The organism is Nostoc sp. (assembly GCF_041747015.1).
Classification (GTDB): Bacteria; Cyanobacteriota; Cyanobacteriia; order Cyanobacteriales; family Nostocaceae; genus Nostoc.
In genome coordinates, this window is sequence record NZ_JBGTFY010000161.1 from 24,523 (window position 1) to 49,430 (window position 24,908).

Here is a 24,908-nt window from a genome sequence, read left to right on the forward strand (position 1 = left end):
TTATAGTTCATTAAATCAAGTGATAAATTTGTCTAGTCGTTACGAATCTCTGATAGCGTAGCATGATTATTTGCTGACACAATCTCTTTAAGAACCTTCAATTGTTGTTCGTTTAACTTTGCTGGAGTTTGTTGTATCCTGATAGGAACTATATTTCCTGTTTCTCGATAGTGTTCAATAAAGCTTAAAGCCACTCTAAATCTTTTGGCTAAATGGCGTTGTGATATTCCGCCTTTTAAATATGGAGCAACTATCTTTTGACGTAAGTCGAGCGAGTATGCTTTCATTTCTATCCTTATTTAGATGCACAACCTTATTTATTTAACTAGGTGTAACTCGGTAGACCGGGAAATTCTATATTACATTCCAAAATATCTCTCCTCTGCTTCCCTGCTCTCTAACTTTTTTGGGGTATAAAAAAAATAAGTATATGGATTTGACTATAATTACTGAAACCATCCATCTTTTTGCCATTTGTGAGTGAATCATAATTTGAGTTAGCAATACCGGAACCTTAAAGGGGTTGCGCTGATTGCCGCTCAAGTTGAGAATAAATAGGCGAAGCACACAGGGAAACTAACGTGAGTCAAGGATTTGATTACGATTTAGTAATTATCGGCGCTGGTGTAGGCGGACATGGCGCAGCCTTACACGCCGTAAGTTGCGGATTGAAAACAGCGATTATTGAAGCTGCTGATATGGGAGGAACCTGTGTTAATCGGGGCTGTATTCCTTCTAAAGCGCTGCTGGCGGCATCTGGACGTGTGCGAGAGTTACGCAATGCCCACCACCTCAAGTCACTAGGAATTCAAGTTGGGAGCGTGGAATTTGATCGCCAAGCGATCGCCAACCATGCTAACAGTCTTGTCTCGAAAATTCAAGGCGACTTAACTAACAGTCTCAAACGTCTAGGAGTCGATATTATCAGGGGTTGGGGAAAAATCGCTGGGGCGCAAAAAGTCTCCATTACCGGAGACAGTGGTGAAAAAACCATCACCGCCAAAGATATCATCCTTTCGCCAGGCTCAATTCCTTTTGTACCTCCAGGGATTGAAGTAGACGGCAAAACTGTCTTTACCAGTGACCAAGGTGTGAAGTTAGAATCACTACCAGACTGGGTGGCGATTATTGGCAGTGGTTACATCGGCTTGGAATTTTCTGATATTTACTCAGCTTTGGGTTGTGAAATCACCATGATTGAAGCCCTAGATCAGTTAATGCCAGGATTTGATCGCGATATTGCCAAACTTGCCGAACGGGTGCTGATTACTCCCCGCGATATTGAAACGAAAGTGGGGATATACGCCAAAAAAGTCATTCCTGGTTCACCTGTGGTAATTGAGTTAGCAGATTTCAAAACCAAAGAAGATGTAGATGTCATCGAAGTAGATGCTTGTTTGGTAGCCACCGGACGCATCCCGGTAACACAAAATCTCGGTTTAGAGTCTGTAGGTGTGGAAGTTGATCGACGCAATTTCATTCCAGTTGACGATCGCATGGCGGTGCTGTCATCTGGTGAAGTAGTGCCGCATCTGTGGGCAATTGGTGACGCCAATGGCAAGATGATGTTGGCACACGCGGCTTCTAATCAAGGCATCATCGCGGTAGAAAATATAGTTGGGAGGGAAAAAATAGTAGACTATCGCAGCATCCCCGCAGCGGCTTTTACCCACCCTGAAATCAGCTATGTGGGTTTAACAGAAACCGCAGCGAAGGAGTTGGGACAAACCGAAGGGTTTGAAATCGCCGCAAGTAAGAGTTACTTCAAAGGGAATTCCAAAGCGTTGGCAGAAAATGAAGCCGACGGTATGGCGAAAGTTATATATCGCAAAGACACAGGAGAAGTCTTAGGCGTTCACATTTTCGGACTGCACGCCGCAGACTTAATTCATGAAGCGTCAGCAGCGATCGCTAACCGTCAATCTGTTCAAAACCTCGCACATCTAGTTCACGCCCATCCAACACTTTCGGAAGTGCTGGACGAAGCTTATAAACGAGCGATCGCCGTTTAGCCATTTGTTCTTTGTCATTTGTCCTTTGCCAAAAAACAAGGACAAATGACCAATGACTAATGATCAATGACTAATGACTAATTATGCAAATTCGTCGCCGTTCACCTAACCCAGTTATTGCTGTGTCCATGTTATGTTATCAAGTTGCCGTACCAGATGCAGCGCCAAATAACATTTTGGAAGAAATTGTCTGGCATAAAGAAGTAGAAGTTGACCAAATGCGGGAAAAGGTTCCTTTACGGGAATTGCAACATCAGGCACTCTGGGCGCCGCCAACCCGTGATTTTGTCGCCGCCTTGCGCCAAGGTAAGACTCAGCCAGCGTTGATTGCTGAGGTTAAAAAAGCTTCGCCGAGTCAAGGCGTTTTACGAGCAGATTTTGACCCAGTTGCGATCGCCCTCTCTTATCAGCAAGCTAAAGCTAGTTGTCTTTCTGTGCTAACGGATGTCAAGTTTTTTCAAGGCAGTTTTGATAACTTAGCCAAGGTTCGGGCTGCCGTAGATTTGCCCTTATTGTGCAAAGATTTTGTCATTTATCCTTACCAGATGTATTTGGCACGGGTTCAGGGTGCAGATGCGATTTTGTTAATTGCGGCTATTTTAAGCGATCAACATTTGCAATACTTCCTTAAAATTGCTAACAATCTAAAAATGGCAGCCTTGATTGAAGTCCATAGTTTGGCAGAACTTGACCGTGTGTTAGCCTTAGATAGCGTCTCCTTGATAGGAATCAATAATCGCAATTTGGAAGATTTCTCTGTTGACCTGCAAACTACTTGCCAACTTTTAACTGCAAGGCGTAGCCAATTGCAGGAGAAAAACATCCTTGTTGTCAGCGAATCAGGATTACATAATCCAGATGATTTAAGTTTAGTCGTTGCAGCAGGTGCATCTGCTGTACTTATTGGAGAATCTTTGGTAAAACAACCAGATATTGGTGCTGCGTAGGCGTAGCCCGTCGTAGACATCGCCCGTATATTGCCGAGGAATTTCTAAAAGAAGCATCTCCCCTGCACTATTGGCGCAAAGCATCTGTACACAATTGTTAGGCGATCGGGCAAACTGCTACGTAGACACGTAGCAGTTTATCACCAAATATTATCAATATCTTTGCCAAATCTTCATTGCTACTGATATCAAAGTTGTAAACAATTAGTTATTTATTATGTAACAATTCATTAACAAGAGAAAAGTCTAACTAATACAAAATTACAAATATGAAATCAAAACTTAACTTTATGGAGCAAATTCCTCTACCTTCACCTATCCACTACGAACTGATACTCCAACTTTTAGAAAGACAAACCATGTTAGCGGTAAATGACAATCCAGATTTACGGTATCAAGTGAATCAGTTAATTATTACTCTTAGAAAAGCTGCCGTGCAACAAAAGCGACTAGAAGAAATTTGCGAGTTTTCCTCTGTGACTGTTGATTACCGTTGGTCGATCAACCATCATAACGGTAGCAAAATGGTTGCCCCCGATTGAAGCTGATAACTCAATATCTCAACCTCAAATTTGGCATCCTTGTTGGGTTAGATTATCACTGTCAGAAAGTGTTTATATATTGAAAAGGTCAGTACTCACAGCTTCCACCGCACTTGCCTGACTTAAATGCAAAGTTTGGGGTGCGATTGAAAGTCAGCTAAAAAGATTATAGTAACAAAACCAAAACTTTATCTGTTTTGCAAAAATACCTAGAGATACAAGATCAAGGTTTGAAATCGGCAGTCTCAACGCTCAAATGTTGATACAAATTTAACTTTAGCTAGCCAGTTTCATAAATTTATATAGAGTTATTTCTATCTAACTACTAACTTATTTTTAATAAATACAGCAACTATGATGCACCACTGAAAATTTATGACAAAGCGAGGTGAAGGGAGTTGTCAGCTTTGAAAATTATTCTACCAACAGACGTAGCCACAGAACTTGAGGCTCATCTACCTGATGACATAGTAGTTGTGCGTGTGGATAGCGAAGGTAACTTGGATAGCGATGCTAAAGATGCCGAGGTTTACTTTAGCTGGTTTTTCCTCAAACCTACAACCTTGCATCGAGTTTTAGAATCTGCGCCGCAATTGCGTTGGCATCATGCACCAAATGCTGGTGTAAATCACATCGTTACACCCAAATATATAGAACGTAACCTCATTTTGACCAACGGTGCGGGAGTTCACGCGATTCCTATTGCCGAATTCGTCATTGCTTATATGCTGTCCCATGCCAAGCAACTACCCAAATTACACCAACAACAGACTCAACACCGTTGGCAAAAAGGTCTGCCAATTCAAGAATTGCTAGATAAAACCTTATTAATTATCGGTGCAGGTGGAATTGGACAAGAAATTGCGTCCCGTGCTAAAGCCTTTGGGATGCGTATTTTTGGGAGTCGTCGTCACCCGCAACCACTACCTAACTTTGACAAAGTAGTTGGTTCAGATGAATGGAAAGCACTTTTGGATGAAGCCGACTATGTTGTGATTGCCACACCTCTGACTTGGGAAACTAAAGCTATGATTGATGCTGAGGTATTGCATCTGATGCGTCCCAGTGCTTATTTAATTAATATTGCTCGTGGTGCAATTGTAGATGAATTTGCACTAGTCAAAGCATTACAGGATGGTGAAATTGCGGGGGCTGCTTTAGACACAGTGTTTACAGAACCACTACCACCAGAAAGTCCATTGTGGTCATTACCCAACGTTTTTATTACACCCCACTGTTCTGGTAATTCTCTCAGAGTTAAGGAGCGATCGCTTGCTTTGTTCCTAAATAATTTTACCCGCTATCGCCAAGGTAAACCTCTGCGTAACGTCGTAGATCAAACAGTAGGTTATTAGTTTATTTGAACTACTCTGATGATTTTTTTCTCACAGTCTAGATTACAACAAATCACTAGCTTGTTACTGACAACTTTGTTTATGGGTGTTTTAGTTACTATAGATTGGGTAGCAATCGCAAAGGCAATAATTTTAGTCATGTTTTTATGTATTAATATTTATTTTAAGGTAATAAATATTTTTTAGTACTGAAAAAAATTATTAGCGATCGCACCTTTTTTTCCAACCTCATAAAATTGCGTTGCTGCGTCATTCTATAGAGTTCTCTTGGCAATCATCAAAACGCTAATTATTGCCATCGCTAAACTGATTGCAAAGACTCCCTGATAACCAATTACCTCGGCAATTAAACCGCTAACAGAACCAGTACCAAGACTACCAAGAATACCTACTGAACTTTGGATGGTGTAATCAGTACCAGGTGTTTCTAAACTGCTTTTATCCATCATGATGGTGAACGTAGCAGTATTCATAATCCCAATAGTAAAAAACGTACTGATGGCCACCAAGTAGAGAATAGGCAGACTGATGACACCGAATGCCGGAAGTAAATAAGTTGTGATCGCCATCGCCCATAATAAACTGAATACAAATAGCGATCGCTTTCTTCCCCAAGAAAAAAGAATCAAACCTCCGACAATTCCACCAAGCGCCGAAGCACTCGCACCTATAACTCCCAGTAGCCAGCCAATCTCTGATAAAGACAGTCCAATATCTACGAGTAGAGGAGGATACATAGTAGCTGCCATTTGAGTACTTGCTGAATATAGCAGCAAGATCAGCAACCAGTTGAGCATTCCTGGTTTACGGCAAAAGTCAATAAAGGTATTGAAATAAGAAGCAGACAATTTAGTTGGAGATGTGGATGAAGTAGATAGTTTATCTGTAAAATTCCCATATTGTTTATCAACCACCATTTGTCTGTTCCCTACATTTTCCTGATGCCAAAACACCGGTAGTAGTGCTACCACCATAATCAGCGCTAAGGTTTGGAGAGTGGCACTCCATCCCCAGCGATTAAACAAAATCAGCATTCCTCCCCCGCCGATGACAGCACCGAGAGAACCACCTACACTTTGTACTGAGTTCCCCAAACCTCTCTCGTGTGGTTTCAGTAAATTTATAGCCAAAGCATCAGTAGCAATATCCAAGGTGGCACACAAGAAACTGATTACAGCTATAGAAATCAACAAAGCAGTAAAGTTATGTTCCACACTTAGCAAAGCACAAATAGCTGTCATACCGGCAATCAGAAGTTGAAAACAGATAATCCAGAAACGATAGTGTCCCCAGCGAGTAAATCCATAGCGGTCAATTAGAGGCGACCAAAGAAAATTTAGCGCCACAGGGAGAGCAAGCAATTGCAATAAGCCGATTGTTTTTAACGAAAGTCCTTGCTGACGCATGAATACAGGTAAAGCTTGGTACAGAAACCAAAATGGCATGAACTGCGACACATACAAGCTGCCGAGTAACCCAAATTTCTTAAGGCTTTTGATGCTAATCACAACAAATAAATTCCTCTCATACTATATGGGGGCATTGGGCATGGGTTATTCTCCTCATCCCCCTCATCTCCCAATCAAAACTGCACCGAAATTGAACCAATTACTGTAAAAGGTTCACCAGGATATATCCCACTGGTTCTGCTAAAAGGTACGCCACTGATGTAGTCAATATCAAAAATATTCTTGAAGTTGAGGGCGAATCGCCAATTGTCTCGGCGGTAAAAAATAGCAGCATTGGTAAGAAAATAGCTATCTAACTCAAAGCTGTTTTCGAGGTCTCCTTGACGTTCTCCAAGATAGTTAACTCCCACCCCAATGCCCAAACCCTGCAAATTACCACGTTGTAATTCGTAGGTTGTCCACAAACTAGCGTTATGTCTGGGAACCCCGATGAGTCTATTGCCAATAGGTATGCTACCGTCTGCTGTGACTTCTGCATCTGTGTAGGCGTAGGAGGCAATAATATTCCATCCTGGTAGGATTTGCCCACTAACATCAAGTTCAACTCCTTGACTGCGTTGTTCGCCTGTTGCTACTGAAATGCCCAGTCCAGGAAAATTCAGGTCTTCTGTAGCAACATTTTGTTTGGTAATATCAAAATACGCTAAGGTCGCAAACACTTTGCTTTCTAATAACTCAGCTTTAACTCCAACTTCATAACCTTCACCCCGTTCCGGTTCTAATGGATCGCCATTGATCGTGAATCTATCAATATTGGGATTAAATGATTGTGAATAGCTGGCGTAAAAGGATAGCTTTTTGATTGGTTGATAAACAATTCCGACACGCGGAGTCCAAGCTTCATTAGATTGATTGGTGTCACCGTTTGGATAGAATAGCGATGGTTGATTATTGATTTTTTGGTCTACAGTTTCATAGCGCAGTCCGGCGAGTAGCTTCAAACTGTCAGAAAAAGCAATCTCGTCTTGCACATAAATCCCTAATCTATTTGTCCTAGATTCCCTATCTATAAGCACATCATTTAGAGAAGTCCGAGGAAAGTTTCGATAAACAGGATTGAAGATATCAAGGGGTGCTGAGTTAAAAAAATCAGCCTTGGAAAAAGTACTAGAGTTGGTTCGATTTAAATCCAAACCAAACAATAGAGTGTGCTTCACCGAACCTGTATTAAATTTACCGACGACATTTGTCTGTAATGAGTAATCATCGGAGTAAAAATCATCATAAGCGTAGACACGATCAAGAATACCTGTTGTCTCATCAAACGCAGTCGGAATCGTCAATTTATCGCTAAATACCCTCGTTGTGGCGTAGCGAAAGGCATTGCGTATCTTCCAACTATCGTTAAAACGATGTTCCAAAGCATAGCCAGTATTGATAAATGTCCGCTCAATATAGTCATCTGGTTCATTGAGAATGCGATCGCGAGGAACATCAACCACGCGATCGCCTACAGCAATTAAACCCGCATCAAATGGTCGGATACGGTTGGAATACTGCAAATCAAAGGTGATATCTGTGTTTTCACTCACTTTCACGGCTAAAGCAGGTGCAACGAAGAATTGCTCAAAGTTTTGGTCAAATCCTCGAAAACTCTCACTATTGAGATAGGCTAGATTTAGCCGATATAATTGACTCTTGTCATTATTTAAAGGCCCCGAAATGTCAATTCTGGGACGGATCAAACTATCATTTCCTACTTGTAGTTCAGCCTCGTAAAAAGGTTCTGATAAGGGTTGTTTAGTAACAGCATTGATTACCCCGCCTGGTTGAATCTCTCCATATAAGATTGAGGACGGGCCTTTGAGGACTTCGATGCGTTCTAAGTTCGCTGTGTCAGGAACCTCTGGATAGCCATATTGTCTAAAACCATCTATTAATAATGGCGCATTATCAAAACCGCGAATTGTGTATCTAGCTTCTGTATTGGTATCTGCACCACCAGCAATTACATTACTGACGTTGTTTAGTGCTTCATCTAGTCGAATTACTTGTTGATCGTCAAGGACTTTCCGAGGTATAACCTGAATCGCTTGGGGAATATCCAGAATAGGGGTGTCTGTTCTGGTAGCAGTGCTAGCGTTTGGTGTGCTATACCCATCTTGCTCACCAGTCACTACCAGTTCAATAGGTTCATCAGTTTCGGCTGATGGTTGTGGTGGTGGAGTTTCACTCTGTGGCTGTGGTGGAGGTGTGAGAGATACAGCAGTATTTGTTACTAAGCCAAAAATCAAACCCTCACTGCTGTCGAACAATTCAACTTGTGGTAAACCCGTTTCACCCTTCACTGTCACCCGAATAGTCTTAGCATCTTGGTTACTAACCGTAATTTCCGTAATTCCTGCAACTGGTTTTTCCCTGAAGAATCTATCACCACTAGAAAGGCGTAGTTGTGCATTGGGAATATCAGCGATATATGTATTACCTTCAGTTTTCGCTGACACTTGTAACTGCTCACCTAAAGTAGATTCTAAAATTACCTCTACACCTTTATCAGTGGAATTAACCTTTACTCCGGTAATTTCCACGACTTGTTGTAAACCAGCTTGGCTGAGTATAAATGGCTGTAACAACATTTGAATATTGGTAAGCGGGCGCAGAATTTCACTCAGTTGGCGAATTTTTCGGATCGGTTTTACCGCTTTTGTCGGAGAAACTACGGTTAATGGTTGATTGGAAATCTCGCCATTTCCAATGGGCGCAAAAGAGGATTTTAGGTTTACCTCTGCTTGAGCAGGAGTTGCAATTATCACAACGACAAAGAATGTGAACAACGGGCTTGGCACGAATTGCTCTGGTTTCATTATTTTCCTCATATTCCATCGTGCCATTGAATATTTTGCTTAATGACACAACAGTTTTCAGATTATTGAAATTTGATCGCGTTAATTTTGCAAGTCAAATGTTTTTGTTGCAAATAAGATTCTACAAGGAATCCAATCAGTATTGAGAACTTATTGCAAATTTAACTTAACTTAATATTTATGGATAAGACTATTATCTACAATATCGGTAAAGCTAATGTTATTTAAATTACATTTTCAAAAATTGCTTTTATCCTAAGTCCATTTATAGCAGTTTTTTAACGGTTTTTTAATTAGTATAAAAAAATAGATTTATATTAACGTACTTAAATTTGAAGATCAGAATGTGTCATGTTGCTATTGACAATTAGCAAAAAATGTGAGTTTTCGTAGGTATCTTCTGATAAGTAAAAACCCTAGTATTTAAAAAACCGATAAGTTTATTCTATTAATTTCCTATTGCTAAATGCAAAAGGTTCCCATTAAAGTAAGGTAGAAATTAATTGAAAACTTATGTCAATAAACTTTGGCAAACCTGGATTTTTCACATCAGGGACAAGCAGTAGCCGACTACCTTGGTAGAAGCAGGAGGTAAATGCTAAATCAAGTCTGATGCTTGTTTATGTAAGTTTTATGAAGCAGTGCATCTCAATGCTTAAGGCTCAATATGTCTCAACAAATAGATGACCCAACAGAAATTTCCCCTATTGATTCTCTAGTAGAGTCTGACTGCAAAGACACTGAGAAAGTGATGAAAACTCTCAAGTCAATACTTATTAACCTCGATATTTCCGAAGAGTCACTTGATGAAGACACACTACTGTACAAGGATTTGCAGCTTGATTCCGTTGAGATTATAGAAATTGCCTTGGGATTGAAACGTCAGCTAGGGGTGAATGTGAAACTAGAAACTCGCCAGGATTTGACCTTGGCTCAAGTCTGCGATAAAGTAAAAAGTGCGATCGCCTGTCAAGATGCAAACCACGATTAAGGGGTTAGGTGTAGATATTGCACCAATCACCAGAATTACCAAACTCGTCGCTCGCTATGAGCGTGAAATCTTAAATTTGTTGTTTACTGCTAGCGAGATAAATCAGTGTCAAGCAGCTAGCAATTCCCACCAATATTATGCAATCTGCTTTGCCACTAAAGAAGCCGTAGGTAAAGCATTAGGTACTGGAATAGTGGGTATTGCTTGGAATGAAATTGAAGCCAACATTATAGATAACAAATTAACTATTCATCTATATGGAGAAGCAAGCAGTCAAGCTAAAAAACGTGATATTCAGAAATGGTTAGCTAGTTGGTTTCATTGGGATGATCATGTATTAGTTCACGTCCTGGCTTTGGGAAATGGGATGACAAATGACCAATGACAAATTTAACGTTGCAGCTTACTTTATAGAAGGTAACTTAACACACGAACGTAGTGATAAAATAGCCTTTTATTATCAGAATAAAACATACACTTATGCACAAGTCAGCAGCTTTGTGCGACGCAGTGCTAGGTTACTCGCTAATCTGGGACTAGAACCGGAAAACCGCATCGCTATTTTGCTACCAGATTCTCCTGAGTTTGTATTTGCCTTTTGGGGTGCAATCTGGTTGGGGGCTGTGCCGATTCCGATTAATACGACTTGTAGCCTTGATGATATCCAATACATTCTGCAAGATTCTCGCGCCAAACTTTTATTAACTACTCAAGAGTGGCAAGAAAAACTAACTCCGATTCAGTCAAAGTATTTACGTAATATACTGCTCAAAGAGGGAGAAAATCCTTATATTTCCTTACTTAATCAACAAGATGAACAACTATCTTGTGCAGAAACTTCGACCGATGAACCAGCTTTTTGGCTCTATACATCTGGTAGTACAGGCCGCCCTAAAGGTGTAATTCATCTGCATCAAAGTATGGTAATTTGTGCAGAAAGGTATGGTAAAGCAACTTTAGGTTTACACCAAGATGACATCACTTATTCAGTTGCGAAAATGCCCTTTGCCTACGGATTGGGGAATACCTTATATATGCCAATGTCCGTAGGTGCAGCCAGCGTCCTTTCTGATGCCAACAATGCTTTTGATATTATTACAGACATTCAGCGTTATCGACCAACGATTTTGTTTGGCATACCTAGCGTTTATGCAGGTATTCTCGCTTTATGTGAAATCTCTCCTCTAGATGTGTCTTCTCTGCGGTTATGCGTTTCTGCGGCTGAACAATTACCTAAGAGTATTTGGCATAAGTGGCTTGAGACTTACAACCATGAAATTTGTGAGGGAATTGGAACTACTGAGTTTTTACATATTTTTCTCTCCAACCAAATAGGAGAATGCAAACCAGGTACTTCTGGTCGTCCGATTGCTGGTTACGATATTCAAATTATTGATGACAATGGTTGTTCTTGTCTTCCTGGTGAAATTGGTAATCTCCAAGTAAGTGGAGAAAGCCTCATGTTGGGTTACTGGAAGCGAGTAGAACAAACACGGCAAGTTATTTACGGAAACACCATGCGAACTGGAGATAAATATTTGCAGGATGCTGATGGCTATTTCTACTTTATGGGACGTAATGACGAGCTTTTTAAAGTTAATGGTCAGTGGATATCACCGATGGAAATTGAGGATATATTACATCAACATCCTCAAATTCTGGAAGTAGCTGTTGTACCTGAGTCTGACAACAAAGAACAATTAACTCAGATTGTTGCTTATATCAGTCTCAAGGCTGGACAAGAAGCTTCGCCAGAATTAGAAACTAATATTCGGAAATTTGCCAAACAAAAGTTGCCTCATTTTAAAGCTCCACAAAAAGTTTATTTTCTGGAAGAATTACCACGTACTTCAACTGGAAAAATTCATCGAAAGTTATTAGGTAAAAATCAAAGTTTAGCTACGAGTTTAATTCGTAATTCATAATGGCGCTCTCTACGAGACGCTAAAAGCGAACGAATAATCGCTAACGTAATTCGTAATTAATCTAGCAGCTTGGGTTAAATAAAGCGTAACCTAACAAAGTCTAGGAAATGTTGGGTTTCGTTCTTCAAGCCAACTTACATATCTTGTATTATTAATAAAGGAAAAACTGATGGTTACAGAGTTTCAGACAGCAATAAAGTATAATAAGAAATTTATACATGGTGGCAGGAATCATATTGTTGTATTGCAGAATCTCCTGAAAGCTGGGATTTTGAATAATTATGTTTTGTATGAAGGGAAGAATGAAGTTCGGATTGCTGGGAATGAGTTAGCTAGGGTGTCGGTAAGTCAGGATTTTGTCACTCTCAAAGGTTTGGGTAAGTCTCACTCTGAATCTGTGGATCAGCCTTTTAAGCAAGTAGAGAAAATGCTGGCTTCTTTACAAATTCAAGATTGGACAGCTTATGGATATGTTGCTTTTGATATAGCTCGTTTTTATTCTGCATATTCCAAAGCAATTCAGCAGGATATCCTATATTTTTTCATCCCAGAAATTGAACTTATTTTTACAAATGAGGGAGTTTGCATTAAAAGCACTAAGTCTCTAGAACAAATTCAAGAAATCTTACTTATCGAGAGTCAAATACCCAATTATGTGGCCGCTGATTTGTCAATAAATTTTAGCGATCGCACAATTTATCAGCAACGAATTATGCAGGTAATTGCAGCGATTCAAAAAGACGAATTGCAGAAAGCTATTATTTCCCGTTCGTTAAAAATCCCTGGTGATTTAGATGTTTTGGGAACTTATGTAGTAGGAGCCAGATATAATAATTCAGCACGTTCATATTGTTTGAATATCGGAGATGTTCGTGCAGTTGGCTTTAGTCCTGAAATCTTAATGGAAGTTGATGACGATGGTTTTATTGTCACTAATCCTTTAGCAGGAACTCGTCCTCGGAGTCAAAGCTTGGAAGAAGATACTCGCCTGAGTCATGAATTATTTACTGATGCTAAAGAAGTAAAAGAACACGCCCTCTCTATTTGGTTAGCACAAAAAGAGATAGACTCACTTTGTTTATCAGGTAGCATTCAAGTTTTCAATTTCATGGAAGTGAAAAAATATCGCTGCGTCCAGCATCTATCATCAAGAGTTGGTGGACAACTCAAACCAGGAAAAACTTTGTGGGATGCTTTAACGGTATTATTTCCAGGGATTACTGTTTCTGGGATTAATAAAGAACAAGCTCTAAAATGGATTGACAAATTAGAAGACGAGCCAAGAGGGATATATGCTGGTGGTATCGGTTGGGTAGATAGTAGAGGTACAGCAGATTTAGCGATCGCAATTCGTTCTGTTTATCAATACGGTGATAATATTTACTTAAATGCGGGTGCTGGGATCGTTGCAGAATCAATACCAGAAAAAGAGTATATCGAGTCAGTCAACAAGATGAATACTATGTTGACCAACTTAGTTTTGAAATCTTGAGCAAGATACTTATCGGTCATGGGATGGAAATCGTTGCTATTGATGACATCAAATCATTTTTAGAGCAAATGGGGGAAGATTTTGTGATGGAATATTTTACCGCAACTGAGCGTAGAACATCTGAATCTGGTGTCAACCGCATTCAATATTTTGCAAGTCGTTTCTGTGCTAAAAAAGCAGTACTGAAAGCTTTGGGATTAGAATTGCAGCAAAATAGTTTTTGGCTAGAGATTGAGGTGCAAAATCTGCCAACTGGTGAACCGTCGGTAGTGTTAAATGGTAAATGTCAAGAAATTGCAGATCGACTGGGATTAACAAAGTTGCTGTTGAGTATTAGTCATGTATCTGCTTATGCCGCAGCAAGTGCGATCGCTATTAGTAAAAGTTCGCAAGCATTAGTTTTATCATGATGAATTACTCAATAGGTATTCGCTCACTTGCAGTTAGCTTTGGTAGCATCATCCGTACAAATGAGTATTGGTTAAAGAAGTTTCCCCAATTAATTCCACAGCAAAGGGTTAGAAAGCCAAGGCTGTCTCAGTCTACTACTGCTGGTAAAGATATATTTGATATTTGGTCGCAAGCAGTAGCACCATATTTATCAGACCCCTTTCGCGGTAATGTCGAACGGCGGGTAGTTGATAACGATGAATCTTCCCTAACATTAGAATATCGGGCGGCAAAAGATGCTCTGAACGCGGCACAGATGTCTCCCCACGAAGTTGATTTGATGATTGTGGCTTCCCTATTTCCCGAACAAGTGGGACACGGTAATGCTGCTTACCTTGCCCAGCAATTAAAACTCCGGTGTCCCGCTTGGAATTTAGAATCAACCTGTTCTAGTGCCTTGGTAGCACTGGAAAACGCTTATGCACTCATCCAAACAGGTGCATATCGCAACGCCTTAGTTGTTGTATCCCACATTGGTTCTAAAACAGTAGATGAGGAAGATACCCTTTCAGTGTCAATGGGTGACGGTGCTGGAGCTTTTGTAGTAGATGCACTCAAAGCAAACCAAGGAATTTTGGGCAGTAAAATTGTTAACACTGCTGCAACTTGCGGTGCTTATGTGCATGAACTGGTGACAGATACCCAAGGACAGCCCCGGATACGCACTCGCACAGGTGAGAATGTTAGTACCCTTGCTAAGACATCGGTAAATTTCGTCCGTACCTGTTGCGAAGGTGCAGTGGCGGCGGCTGGCGTAACTCTTGCTGAAATCGACTTTTTTGCTTTTAATACTCCTACTGCTTGGTACGCCAACGTCTGTATCCAAGCATTAGGCATTAATCCAGAACGGACTATAAATCTCTATCCGCGATATGCAAACATCGGCCCGGTGCTGGCGATCGCTAACTTATATCATGCTGCTCAGGCGGGTAAAATTCGAGAAAATGACTTAATTTTAGTTTATACTAAAGGTGCAGCCGCAACTGCCGCCGCAGTGGTCATGCGTTGGGGTGATGTCGCACTTGGTTTAGTTCCAGCCCCGCCCGGAAGTGTTACCCAAAGCCAAGAAAGTATTCATCTAACAGAAGTAAATAGCCTCCCAAAAACAGTAAGCAGCATATCAAGAGAAAACCTCTTACTTGCTTCTGCAAAAGAGCAACGAAAAATGCTTGAAAGTTATCTGTTGCAATGGCTGAGTTATTCATTACAAATTCCTGTATCGCAAATCAATCAAGAGAAACCTTTAGCCTTGTTGCTTGACTCTCTTATCGGCTTCTTATTCAAAACCAAAATTGAAAATGATTTGAAAGTGCAAGTACCGATGGAGAAATTTTTTGGTGAAAATAATCTCACTCATCTAATTGAACTGTTGCTCACTCAATTAGCCTTAGTTCACCTCATAACATCAAACTCAACTGACATCGAAGAAAGAGAAAAACTGAGCATTTAAATTTTATAACTTACATTTAGTATCTCTCTCCAACTCTGATTTCTGCGTGCCTCTGCGTGAGACAAAAAAACATAAATACATTATGGATTTGCATTCACTTTTAACCAACCTTGCCAATCAAGGCGTAAAAATCTCTGCTAATGGAGATTTACTAGATATTGATACGCCAAAGGGAGTAATAACCCCAGAATTACGTAATTCATTAGCTAAACATAAAGCAGAACTGCTGGCATTACTACATCAGAACGGCACAAGTTCTAGTTCTCTACCAAAAATTGTGCCAGCACCAGAGTTGCGCTATGAGCCTTTTCCTCTCACTGATATGCAGTCTGCCTTTTGGGTAGGACGCAGTGGAATACTAGAACTTGGGAATGTCGCCAACCACGGTTATTATGAGATTGAATGTAAATATTTAAACTTAGAAAAATTAAATTTGGCGCTGCAAAAACTCATTGAGCGTCACGATATGCTCAGGGCTATAGTTTTACCAAACGGACAACAACAAGTTCTCGAAGAAGTACCTTTATATACTATTGAAATTTTAGATTTAAGGGGAAAAGTAGAAGACATTGCTACTGCGGAAATGGAAGCAGTTCGTGAGCGAATGTCTCATCAGGTGCTACCAAGCGATCGCTGGCCTTTATTTGAGTTTAAAGTCACATACTCTTCTGAAGAACGCTTACGGTTACACGTCAGCTATGATTTGCAAATATTTGACGCTTGGAGTCTTTTTCGGCTGTTTGATGAGTGGTTTCAACTTTACCAGCAGCCTGATCTAGTTTTACCACCCTTAGATATTTCCTTTCGGGATTATGTCTTAGCAGAGCAAAGTCTGCAAACAACAGATTTGTACAAGCGATCGCAAGAATATTGGTTTAATCGCCTAGACAACTTACCCCCAGCCCCAGATTTACCTCTGGCCAAAAATCCCAAAGAAATCAAACAACACCAAAATAAGCGTTATGAAGGGCAACTAGAAGCAAGTGAATGGCAGCAGTTGAAGCAGCGTGCTGCTAGGGCTGGTTTAACACCCTCTGGTGTTTTACTGGCTGCTTTTGCCGAAATCTTGACTGTATGGGGTAAAAATCCCAGATTTACGCTGAATCTCGCCTTATTTAATCGTCTACCGTTGCACCCCCAAGTTAACGATATTTTAGGAGACTTCACCTCTGTCACCTTATTGGCTGTAGACAATTCTAATCTCGAATCATTTATACAGCGATCGCGCCGTCTCCAACAACAACTATTCCAAGATTTAGAACATCGTTACATTAGCGGTGTGCGCGTCACACGGGAACTCGCACGGAGACAGGGAACAGCGCCCAGCGCTATGCCAGTTGTCTTTACTAGCACCCTTGGCTTTGGTTCCCTTGGGCAAGAAACCTTAACCTTCAGTCATTTTGGCGAGTTGATTTATGGTATTAGTCAAGCATCTCAAGCTTGGATGGATATTCAAGTTTGGGAAGAAAAGGAAACTTTAACCTGCAACTGGGATGTGGTGGAAGAACTATTTCCCGAAGGTTTGATTAGCGATATGTTTGCGGCTTATTGGCGTTTCCTCAAACAACTGGCTACTTCCGAATCGGCTTGGCTGGAAACAAATAGACAACTAATTCCTCCCGCACAATTAGCACAACGCCATAACATTAACGCTACAACTGCGCCAACTTCCGATGAAATGCTGCACACGTTGTTTGCCAAGCAAGCACAGCAGCGAGGAACAGCACCAGCCGTCATTTCCTCCCAGCGCACTCTAACTTACCAAGAGTTATACACCCTTTCACATCAACTAGGTCATCGACTGCGGCGACTGGGGGCTACTCCTAACCAATTGATCGGCGTAGTCATGGATAAGGGGTGGGAGCAAGTTGTTGCTGTCATGGGTATCTTGACTTCCGGTGCAGCTTATGTGCCCATAGACCCAGAATTGCCACAACAACGCCGAGAATACCTACTACAAAACAGTGAAGTCAAGATTGTTCTTACCCAATCTTGGTTAAATGAGAAATTAGAATGGCCTTCAGGAATTCAACGTCTGTGTATAGATACAGAAGAACTAGCAAATGAAAATGAACAGCCACTACAATCAGCCCAAACCCCTGATGATTTAGCCTACGTCATTTACACCTCTGGTTCCACAGGCTTACCCAAAGGGGTGATGATTAGCGATCGCAATGTTGTTAATGTGGTTCTGCATACGAACCAACGCTTCAATATTGGTTGCCAAGATAGAATTTTGGCTGTGACTGCTTTAAACCACGATTTATCTGTGTATGACATCTTTGGTTTATTATGTGCAGGCGGTGCAATTGTTATGCCCGATGCGTGTGGTGTCAAAGACCCGGCACACTGGGCAGAGTTGATGGTACGCGAAAAAGTGACGCTGTGGAATTCAGTACCCGCCATGATGCAGATGTTGGTGGAATATGCAGAGAGTCAATCTGTAGTCATACCTGCAAACTTGCGTTTGGTAATTATGGGTGGCGATTGGCTGGCGATTTCCCTACCTCATCGTCTCAAAACTCTAGTACCAGAAGTACAAATACTGAGTATTGGTGGCCCAACAGAAACGACCATTTGGAATATTGGTTATTTAATTACAGAGGTGAACCCGAATTGGAAGAGTATTCCCTATGGGAAACCAATGGCAAATGCCAGATACTACATTTTGAATGAAGCCTTAGAAGATTGCCCTGTTTGGGTTTCTGGTCAAATGTACTGTGCTGGCGTGCAGGTTGCTCAAGGCTATTGGCGCGATGCAGAAAAAACTGCTGCTAATTTCATTACCCATCCTCGCACTCAAGAACGGATTTACCGTACAGGCGACCTTGGTCGTTATTTACCTGATGGCAACATTGAATTTTTAGGACGGGTAGATTTCCAGGTCAAAATCAGGGGTTATCGCATCGAATTAGGGGAGATTGAAGCAGCTTTAAAACAGCATCCCGGCGTGAAAGATGCTTTAGCTATTACGATTCCAAAAGCCGAACAATCTCATCAACAAATCATTGCCTGTATAGTGCCAGATCAACAGCAATCAGAGACGCTGTTTGAAACCGAAATGGTAGACAGTGCCAACGAAACACAACGGTTATGGCAAAATTTAGTTGAAAAGGGAGCGAACACATCTCAACAAAACTTGGATGCTGTTAGCCCGAAAGCCTTTGCTGCTTTTTGGGAACAACATCTAGATCCACTTTATACCTACGCTGTGAGCATTGCCTTACATCAGTTTGGAGTTTATACCCAACTACATGAGGCGCACTCTCTTGATGAATTGATGCAGCGAGGTCAAATTAAACCTCGCTATCGAAAATGGCTGAGTCGCGCTTTATCCTTCTTAGTAGACTTGAGATGGTTGCAAGTACATGGTGATAAGTTTGTTAATACTCGGCTCCTACCTACTAGCTTTCCTACAGAATTGTTAGCCAAGATTTTATCAGAAGCAGCGCCCATCTTAGACTACAACCAGAATACAGTGGCGCTGTTGGTCAATTCGGCAAAAAATCTGGCAGCAATTCTCACAGAAAATATCCATTCGGCTGAGATTATTGCTACAGAAGAAATTCCCGCACTCTATCGCAAAGAATTTCAAGCTGGTAGTTTAGTGATTCGGGAAATTTTGCGTAACCTTGCCCAATCTTGTCAGCCAAAAACTAACCTACGAATTTTAGAAATTGGGGCTGGAACTGGTGCTGTCACTAGGGAAATACTCCCTGTATTACCACCTGAAAACACCACTTATGTCTATACAGATATTTCTCAGTATTTCTTACACATAGGACAGCAAGATTTTGGTAACTATTGTTTCCTAGAAACTGCTTTATTCAATCTAGAACAGCCGCCCCAAGAGCAAGGCTATGAACTCCACAGTTTTGATGTAATCATCGCTGGTGGTGTTATCCATGCTACTCGCAATATCCGAGAATCTCTGGAGAATGTGCGATCGCTCTTAACCCCTAATGGTTTACTGCTATTCGTAGAACCAACTAAACTGCATCCTTTTTGGGAGCTATTTATGGGATTGCAGCAAGGATTTGATCGCTTCGAGGATATCTCACTGCGGTCTAATCCTCTCCTCTCGCCAAAGCAGTGGCAAGAAGTTTTACTGGCGCAAGGATTTACCGATTGTACAGTGTTTAGTAAACCAGATTCCATTGCTGACTTTTTAGGAGTTTATACCTTTATGGCGCGGGGTGCTGCATCTGTGCAGAAGTTTAAAAAGCAGGAATTTAGGAGCTTTTTACAGCAAAAATTGCCAGAATACATGATTCCTAGCGAATTTATCCTTCTAAATGCTCTGCCACTAACAGCAAATGGTAAAGTAAATCGCCAAGCGTTACCTCAGTTACAAAATCTCCGGCCGCAATTCAAAACAAACTATGTCACACCCCAAACTGAAACTGAGCAAGTCATTGCGAGTATTTGGCAAGAGGTGTTGCAAATCGAAAAAGTAGGTATTAACGATAACTTCTTTGAATTAGGGGGAGATTCTCTACAAGCGACTCAAGTTATCTCTCGAATGCGTGAAAAATTTCAAATCAATTTCCCGGTACAAAACTTACTCCAAGCACCAACTCTCACAAGTTTATCCAAGTCGATTGAAGAGATTCAGCAAACAACTCAAAAACTCCAAGCCCCGATTCATGAAGCATTAGATAATCGAGTGGAGATTGAGTTATGAAACCTATTCAAGAATTTTTGTCTGAACTGAGCAAGCTAGATATCAGGCTGTGGTTAGATGGCGTTAACGGAGTACCTCCCCAGGAGGCTCGTCTGCGATGTAACGCTCCCAAAGAAACACTAACACCAGATTTACAAACAGAGATAATTGCCCGCAAAGCAGAAATACTCCAGTTTTTTAATGCTAGTTCCACTCAGGAAATAATTAAACCAGTTCCACGAAATCAAAATTTACCTTTGTCTTTTGGTCAACAAGGACTCTGGTTTATAGACCAATTGGAAGGCGGTAGTACCGCTTATAATCAATTATTTGCCATTAAGTTACAAGGTGTATTACAGGTAGCCATTCTTGAGCAAGCACTTAGAGAAATAGTCCGACGGCACGAAATTCTGCGTACTACATTCAGAACCATAAATGGGCAAGCCTTCCAAGCGATCGCACCCGAATCAAATTTCACACTGGCGGTAGAAACACTGCAACTGAAAGAACTCCAGCAATTTGCTGTTGCTCAATCCCAGCATCCCTTTGACTTGGCAGAGGGGCCATTGCTGCGAGTCACCTTAGTTAAACTCGCCCCCGAAGAATATGTATTGCTGTTTGTAATTCATCATGCGATCGCTGATGCTTGGTCAAGTACAATCATTATTCGGGAACTAGCAACAATCTATGAGGCTTTCTCTCTAGGTAAACCGTCACCTTTACCAGAATTACCCATCCAGTATGCTGACTTTGCTTACTGGCAGCATCAAAAGTTACAGCAGTCATTACCAGAACAACTGCAATATTGGGAACAGAAACTCAGTGATACACCACTTGTACTTCAATTACCAAGCGATCGCCCACGACTAGCTGTGCAAAGTTTCCGGGGATCTATCATCACCCTAGAATTAAACCAAGACTTAACTACCAAGCTAAAACAACTAAGTCAGCAGTCAGGGGTAACTTTATTTATGACCCTGCTGGCGGCATTTAATACACTCCTGTCCCGTTATACCAATCAGGAAGATATCTGCGTCGGTACTACCATTGCCAACCGCCACAGCCGCGAATTAGAATCACTAATTGGTTATTTTCTTAACACTCTCGTGATGCGTACTGACTTATCAGGCAATCCGTCTTTTCGAGAGTTGTTGCAGCGAGTGCGGGATGTCGCTTGGGAAGCATACAATCACCAAGACCTACCCCTCGATCAGTTGGTAGCAAAATTACAGCCAAAGCGGGACTTATCCCATACACCGTTATTTCAAGTGATGTTTGTCTTAGAGAATGCACCTAAACAAGAGGTGCAACTTCCAGGACTTACACTCAGTTTTGTGGAAATACCATCAGCAGCGGCTAATTTTGATCTCAGCTTGTCAATGCGGGAAACTGAGCAGGGGTTGTTGGCGAAGTTTGAATATAATACCGACTTGTTTGATGCTGACACGATTACCCGAATGGCGGGACATTTCCAGACTTTACTTTGGGAAATTGTTACTCATCAAGAGCAGTCTATCTCGGAATTACCTCTGTTGAGTGCAACTGAACAGCATCAGTTATTAGTAGAGTGGAATAATACTCAATTTGAGTATCTGCAAGATAAATGTATTCATCAATTATTTGAGGCTCAGGTAGAACGCACACCTGAAGCAGTGGCAGTAATTTTTGAAGACAAGCAGTTAACCTATCAGGAATTAAACGCTCAAGCCAATCAACTGGCGCATTATTTACAAACATTAGGTGTAGGAAAAGAAGTACTCGTAGGGATTTGTGTCGAGCGTTCCCTAGAGATGCTTGTGGGATTATTGGGTATTCTCAAAGCTGGTGGTGCTTATGTACCATTAGACCCAGCATACCCCAAAGAGCGATTAAGCTTCATGCTGTCAGATTCCCAGGTGTCGGTGTTGTTAACTCAACAAAAGTTACTGGAAAATCTGCCAACATCGAATGCATATTTGGTGTGCTTAGATAAAGACTGGGAAGAGATTTCGCAACACAGCCAGGAGAATTTAGTAAATATTGCTACGCCTGAAAATTTAGCTTATCTAATTTACACATCAGGTTCTACAGGTAAGCCCAAAGGTGTGATGATTCAACACCAGTCTCTAGTAAGTTTTACGGAAACAATCAAGGTTGAATATGGAATTACCAGAAGCGATCGCATTCTGCAATTTGCCTCGATTAGTTTTGATGCAGCAGCAGAAGAAATCTATCCCTGTATAACGAGTGGTGCAACTTTGCTGCTACGCACTGATGAAATGTTGGCTTCCATACCCACGTTTTTACAAAAGTGCCGGGATTGGTGGCTCACAGTATTGGATTTACCAACAGCTTACTGGCAGCAGTGGATGACTGAATTAGAAAATACAGATTTGGGTGTTCCTGAGTCTCTACGGTTGGTAATTATTGGTGGAGAGCAAGCACACTCGGAAAAAGTAGCAATTTGGCAAAAGAGATTAGGCGATCGCATACAGCTAGTAAACAGCTATGGGCCAACAGAAGCAACTATAGTCTCAACTGTTTACAAACTACCAAATTCGATATCTCAATCTGTACCAATTGGAAAAGCGATCGCTAATGTGCAAACTTACGTGCTAGATCAACACCTACAGTTAGTTCCGATTAGTGTGACTGGTGAATTACATATAGGTGGCTCTAATTTAGCCAAAGGTTATTTGAATCGCTCAGATTTAACTAAAGAAAGATTTATTCCCAACCCTTTTGACAAGTCGAAAGCAAGTCGTTTGTACAAAACTGGGGATTTAGTCCGCTATTTACCAGATGGCAACATAGAGTTTTTGGGTAGGATTGATCATCAAGTAAAAATTCGCGGTTTCCGCATTGAAATCGGAGAAATTGAGGCAATACTAAATCAACATTCCCAAGTTCGGGAGACAGCAGTTATAGTCCGTGAAGATACACCAGGTAATAAACGGCTAGTGGCTTATATTGTTACCAAAAATGAACAAGTTAGTGCCAATGAACTCCGCCGCTTTTTAAAGGAGAAACTACCCGATTTTATGATTCCAGGAGTCTTTGTCAACCTGGAAGCATTACCTCTAACTCCTAACGGCAAAATTGATCGCCGCGCTTTACCCGCCCCAAATACCTCCAGCCTGACTCCAGAAACTAGCTTTGTAGCACCCTGCAACACCTTGGAACTGCAATTGGCACAAATTTGGTCAGAGATTTTGGGTGTCAACCCTGTGGGTATTCGAGACAACTTTTTTGAGTTAGGCGGGGATTCAATTATTGCGATTCAGATCGTCGCCAGGGCTAACCAAGCTGGTATTAAGCTAACAACTAAACAATTATTTCAGCATCAAACTATTATTGAGTTAGCATCTGTAGCAGTCTTGAAACAGGCAATTCAGACTGAACAAGGAATCGTTACAGGTTTGGTATCCCTGACACCGATTCAACATTGGTTTTTTGAGCAGAATTTCCTAGATCGTCATCACTGGAACCAGACATTTACCCTGGAAGTGTCACAAGTTCTAGATTTAGATTTATTAGAGCAGGCATTACAGCAGTTAGTATTACACCACGATGCCTTACGGCTGCGGTTTGAGCAACAACAATCTGGTTGGGAGCAGTTTCTGGTTGATTATGATACACCAGTGCAGTTGACACGTTTCGACTTTTCAGCACTAACAAAGACAGAACAAGAACAAGCTTTTCAAACTACGGCCGGAAAATTACAAACCAGTCTTAACCTCTCAGTCGGGCCGTTAGTACGATTTGCTGTTTACGACTTTGGGATTCAGCAGCCACAACGCCTGCTACTAATCATCCATCATTTAGCAGTGGATATATTCTCTTGGCGAGTTTTACTAGAAGATTTGCAAACAGCTTATGAACATCTAAACCAAGGGAAAAAGGCACAGTTACCAGCCAAAACAACTTCTTTTAAGTACTGGTCACAATATCTGCCTGAGTACGCAAAATCTGTTACCTTGCAGAAAGAAAGGCATTACTGGTTAACTCAGTGCCAAAAGCAGATAAACCCTCTGCCAGTGGATTTTCCTGATGGTGAAAACGCAGTCGCTTCTGAGTGCAAGGTTGCGGTCGCACTTAGTGTAGAACAAACTCAAGCCTTACTCCAAGAAGTACCACAAGCTTATAACACCCAGATAAATGATGTGTTACTTACAGCACTGGTACAGGCTTTTTCCCAATGGACTGGTACACGCTCTTTGTTAGTTGCACTAGAAAGTCACGGAAGAGAGGAAATTTTCGACGATTTGGATTTATCCCGCACAGTTGGCTGGTTTACATCTATCTTTCCTGTACTTTTAGATTTAGGAAAATCTTCTCATCCTGGGGAAGCATTGAAAACAATTAAAGAGCAATTAAGAGCTATTTCTCATCGAGGTATTGGTTATGGGATTGTTCGCTATTTGAGTCAGGATAATGTACTGCAAAATTTTCCAGAACCAGAAATTATATTTAATTATTTAGGTCAATTTGACCAGACTTTTTCTACCTCATCGCTATTCACATTTGTCGATAACTCCAGTGGATTAATGAGCAGTCCACGCAACAAAAGAAGCGCACTGCTAGAAATCAATGGTCTAGTAATTAATAATCAACTGCGATTTGAGTGGGCATTTAGCGAAAAAATACATCGACATTCCACAATCGAAAATCTGGCTCAAGAGTTTGTTAAAGCATTGCAAACAATCATCACTCATTGCCAATCATCTCAAGTAAAAAGCTATACACCTTCTGATTTTCCAGAACTAGACTTAAGTCAAAAAGGACTGGATCAGTTATTATCAAAACTCAATCGCAAAGGCAAATAATTA

General features: G+C 41.1%; 15 protein-coding genes. 12 read left to right on the forward strand and 3 right to left on the reverse strand.

The window, feature by feature from the left end; genetic code table 11:
- Positions 1-32: 32 nt before the first annotated feature.
- Positions 33-287 (reverse strand): IS630 transposase-related protein, encoded by a 255-nt coding sequence (locus tag ACEW80_RS12705; protein WP_373526916.1) that lies wholly within the window; start codon positions 285-287, stop codon positions 33-35.
- Between the two features lie 294 nt (positions 288-581).
- On the opposite strand from ACEW80_RS12705, the gene lpdA reads away from it, so the two are divergent.
- The 4 genes from lpdA to ACEW80_RS12725 all read left to right on the forward strand — a co-directional run bounded on the left by lpdA (position 582) and on the right by ACEW80_RS12725 (position 4,856).
- Entirely contained in the window at positions 582-2,012 is a 1,431-nt protein-coding gene (gene lpdA / locus ACEW80_RS12710) for a dihydrolipoyl dehydrogenase (protein ID WP_373526917.1), read from the forward strand.
- A gap of 83 nt (positions 2,013-2,095) precedes the next feature.
- Positions 2,096-2,959 (forward strand): indole-3-glycerol phosphate synthase TrpC, encoded by an 864-nt coding sequence (trpC, locus tag ACEW80_RS12715; RefSeq protein ID WP_373526918.1) that lies wholly within the window; start codon positions 2,096-2,098, stop codon positions 2,957-2,959.
- Between the two features lie 290 nt (positions 2,960-3,249).
- Entirely contained in the window at positions 3,250-3,501 is a 252-nt protein-coding gene (locus tag ACEW80_RS12720) for a DUF5340 domain-containing protein (RefSeq protein WP_373526948.1), read from the forward strand.
- 407 nt (positions 3,502-3,908) lie between these two features.
- Entirely contained in the window at positions 3,909-4,856 is a 948-nt protein-coding gene (locus ACEW80_RS12725; RefSeq protein WP_373526919.1) for a D-2-hydroxyacid dehydrogenase, read from the forward strand.
- A gap of 254 nt (positions 4,857-5,110) precedes the next feature.
- On the opposite strand, the gene ACEW80_RS12730 is transcribed toward ACEW80_RS12725, so the two are convergent.
- Together ACEW80_RS12730 and ACEW80_RS12735 are read right to left on the reverse strand one after the other, a co-directional pair.
- Positions 5,111-6,364: an MFS transporter gene (locus ACEW80_RS12730; RefSeq protein ID WP_373526920.1), complete on the reverse strand. Its 1,254-nt coding sequence runs from the start codon at positions 6,362-6,364 to the stop codon at positions 5,111-5,113.
- Between the two features lie 74 nt (positions 6,365-6,438).
- Positions 6,439-9,129 (reverse strand): TonB-dependent siderophore receptor, encoded by a 2,691-nt coding sequence (locus tag ACEW80_RS12735; protein ID WP_373526921.1) that lies wholly within the window; start codon positions 9,127-9,129, stop codon positions 6,439-6,441.
- A 667-nt stretch (positions 9,130-9,796) separates the two neighbouring features.
- On the opposite strand from ACEW80_RS12735, the gene ACEW80_RS12740 reads away from it, so the two are divergent.
- From ACEW80_RS12740 to ACEW80_RS12775, 8 genes are all read left to right on the forward strand, one after another.
- Positions 9,797-10,120, forward strand: a complete 324-nt coding sequence (locus ACEW80_RS12740) for an acyl carrier protein (protein WP_373526922.1) — start codon at positions 9,797-9,799, stop codon at positions 10,118-10,120.
- Complete coding sequence (locus tag ACEW80_RS12745; protein ID WP_373526923.1) at positions 10,104-10,505, forward strand: holo-ACP synthase; 402 nt, start codon at positions 10,104-10,106, stop codon at positions 10,503-10,505. Before ACEW80_RS12740 ends, ACEW80_RS12745 begins: the two co-directional genes overlap by 17 nt.
- Positions 10,495-12,045, forward strand: a complete 1,551-nt coding sequence (locus tag ACEW80_RS12750) for a benzoate-CoA ligase family protein (protein WP_373526924.1) — start codon at positions 10,495-10,497, stop codon at positions 12,043-12,045. The genes ACEW80_RS12745 and ACEW80_RS12750 overlap by 11 nt, the downstream gene beginning before the upstream one ends.
- A gap of 169 nt (positions 12,046-12,214) precedes the next feature.
- Complete coding sequence (locus ACEW80_RS12755) at positions 12,215-13,537, forward strand: salicylate synthase (RefSeq protein ID WP_373526925.1); 1,323 nt, start codon at positions 12,215-12,217, stop codon at positions 13,535-13,537.
- A complete protein-coding gene (locus tag ACEW80_RS12760) occupies positions 13,534-13,947 on the forward strand; it encodes a holo-ACP synthase (RefSeq protein ID WP_373526926.1) in 414 nt (137 codons plus the stop codon). The genes ACEW80_RS12755 and ACEW80_RS12760 overlap by 4 nt, the downstream gene beginning before the upstream one ends.
- Entirely contained in the window at positions 13,944-15,437 is a 1,494-nt protein-coding gene (locus tag ACEW80_RS12765) for a 3-oxoacyl-[acyl-carrier-protein] synthase III C-terminal domain-containing protein (protein WP_373526927.1), read from the forward strand. The genes ACEW80_RS12760 and ACEW80_RS12765 overlap by 4 nt, the downstream gene beginning before the upstream one ends.
- An 82-nt stretch (positions 15,438-15,519) precedes the next feature.
- Positions 15,520-20,121: an amino acid adenylation domain-containing protein gene (locus ACEW80_RS12770; RefSeq protein WP_373526928.1), complete on the forward strand. Its 4,602-nt coding sequence runs from the start codon at positions 15,520-15,522 to the stop codon at positions 20,119-20,121.
- Positions 20,118-24,905, forward strand: coding sequence for an amino acid adenylation domain-containing protein (locus tag ACEW80_RS12775; RefSeq protein ID WP_373526929.1), 4,788 nt, complete (start codon positions 20,118-20,120; stop codon positions 24,903-24,905). Before ACEW80_RS12770 ends, ACEW80_RS12775 begins: the two co-directional genes overlap by 4 nt.
- The last annotated feature ends 3 nt before the right edge of the window (positions 24,906-24,908 follow it).

Excerpts from the sequence above, each read along its gene's own strand:
- ACEW80_RS12705 (WP_373526916.1), bottom strand. The coding sequence starts at position 287 with ATGAAAGCATACTCGCTCGACTTACGTCAAAAGATAGTTGCTCCATAT.
- trpC (WP_373526918.1), top strand. The coding sequence starts at position 2,096 with ATGCAAATTCGTCGCCGTTCACCTAACCCAGTTATTGCTGTGTCCATG.
- ACEW80_RS12720 (WP_373526948.1), top strand. The coding sequence starts at position 3,250 with ATGGAGCAAATTCCTCTACCTTCACCTATCCACTACGAACTGATACTC.
- ACEW80_RS12735 (WP_373526921.1), bottom strand. The coding sequence starts at position 9,129 with ATGAAACCAGAGCAATTCGTGCCAAGCCCGTTGTTCACATTCTTTGTC.
- ACEW80_RS12740 (WP_373526922.1), top strand. The coding sequence starts at position 9,797 with ATGTCTCAACAAATAGATGACCCAACAGAAATTTCCCCTATTGATTCT.
- ACEW80_RS12745 (WP_373526923.1), top strand. The coding sequence starts at position 10,104 with ATGCAAACCACGATTAAGGGGTTAGGTGTAGATATTGCACCAATCACC.
- ACEW80_RS12750 (WP_373526924.1), top strand. The coding sequence starts at position 10,495 with ATGACCAATGACAAATTTAACGTTGCAGCTTACTTTATAGAAGGTAAC.
- ACEW80_RS12755 (WP_373526925.1), top strand. The coding sequence starts at position 12,215 with ATGGTTACAGAGTTTCAGACAGCAATAAAGTATAATAAGAAATTTATA.
- ACEW80_RS12765 (WP_373526927.1), top strand. The coding sequence starts at position 13,944 with ATGATGAATTACTCAATAGGTATTCGCTCACTTGCAGTTAGCTTTGGT.
- ACEW80_RS12770 (WP_373526928.1), top strand. The coding sequence starts at position 15,520 with ATGGATTTGCATTCACTTTTAACCAACCTTGCCAATCAAGGCGTAAAA.
- ACEW80_RS12775 (WP_373526929.1), top strand. The coding sequence starts at position 20,118 with ATGAAACCTATTCAAGAATTTTTGTCTGAACTGAGCAAGCTAGATATC.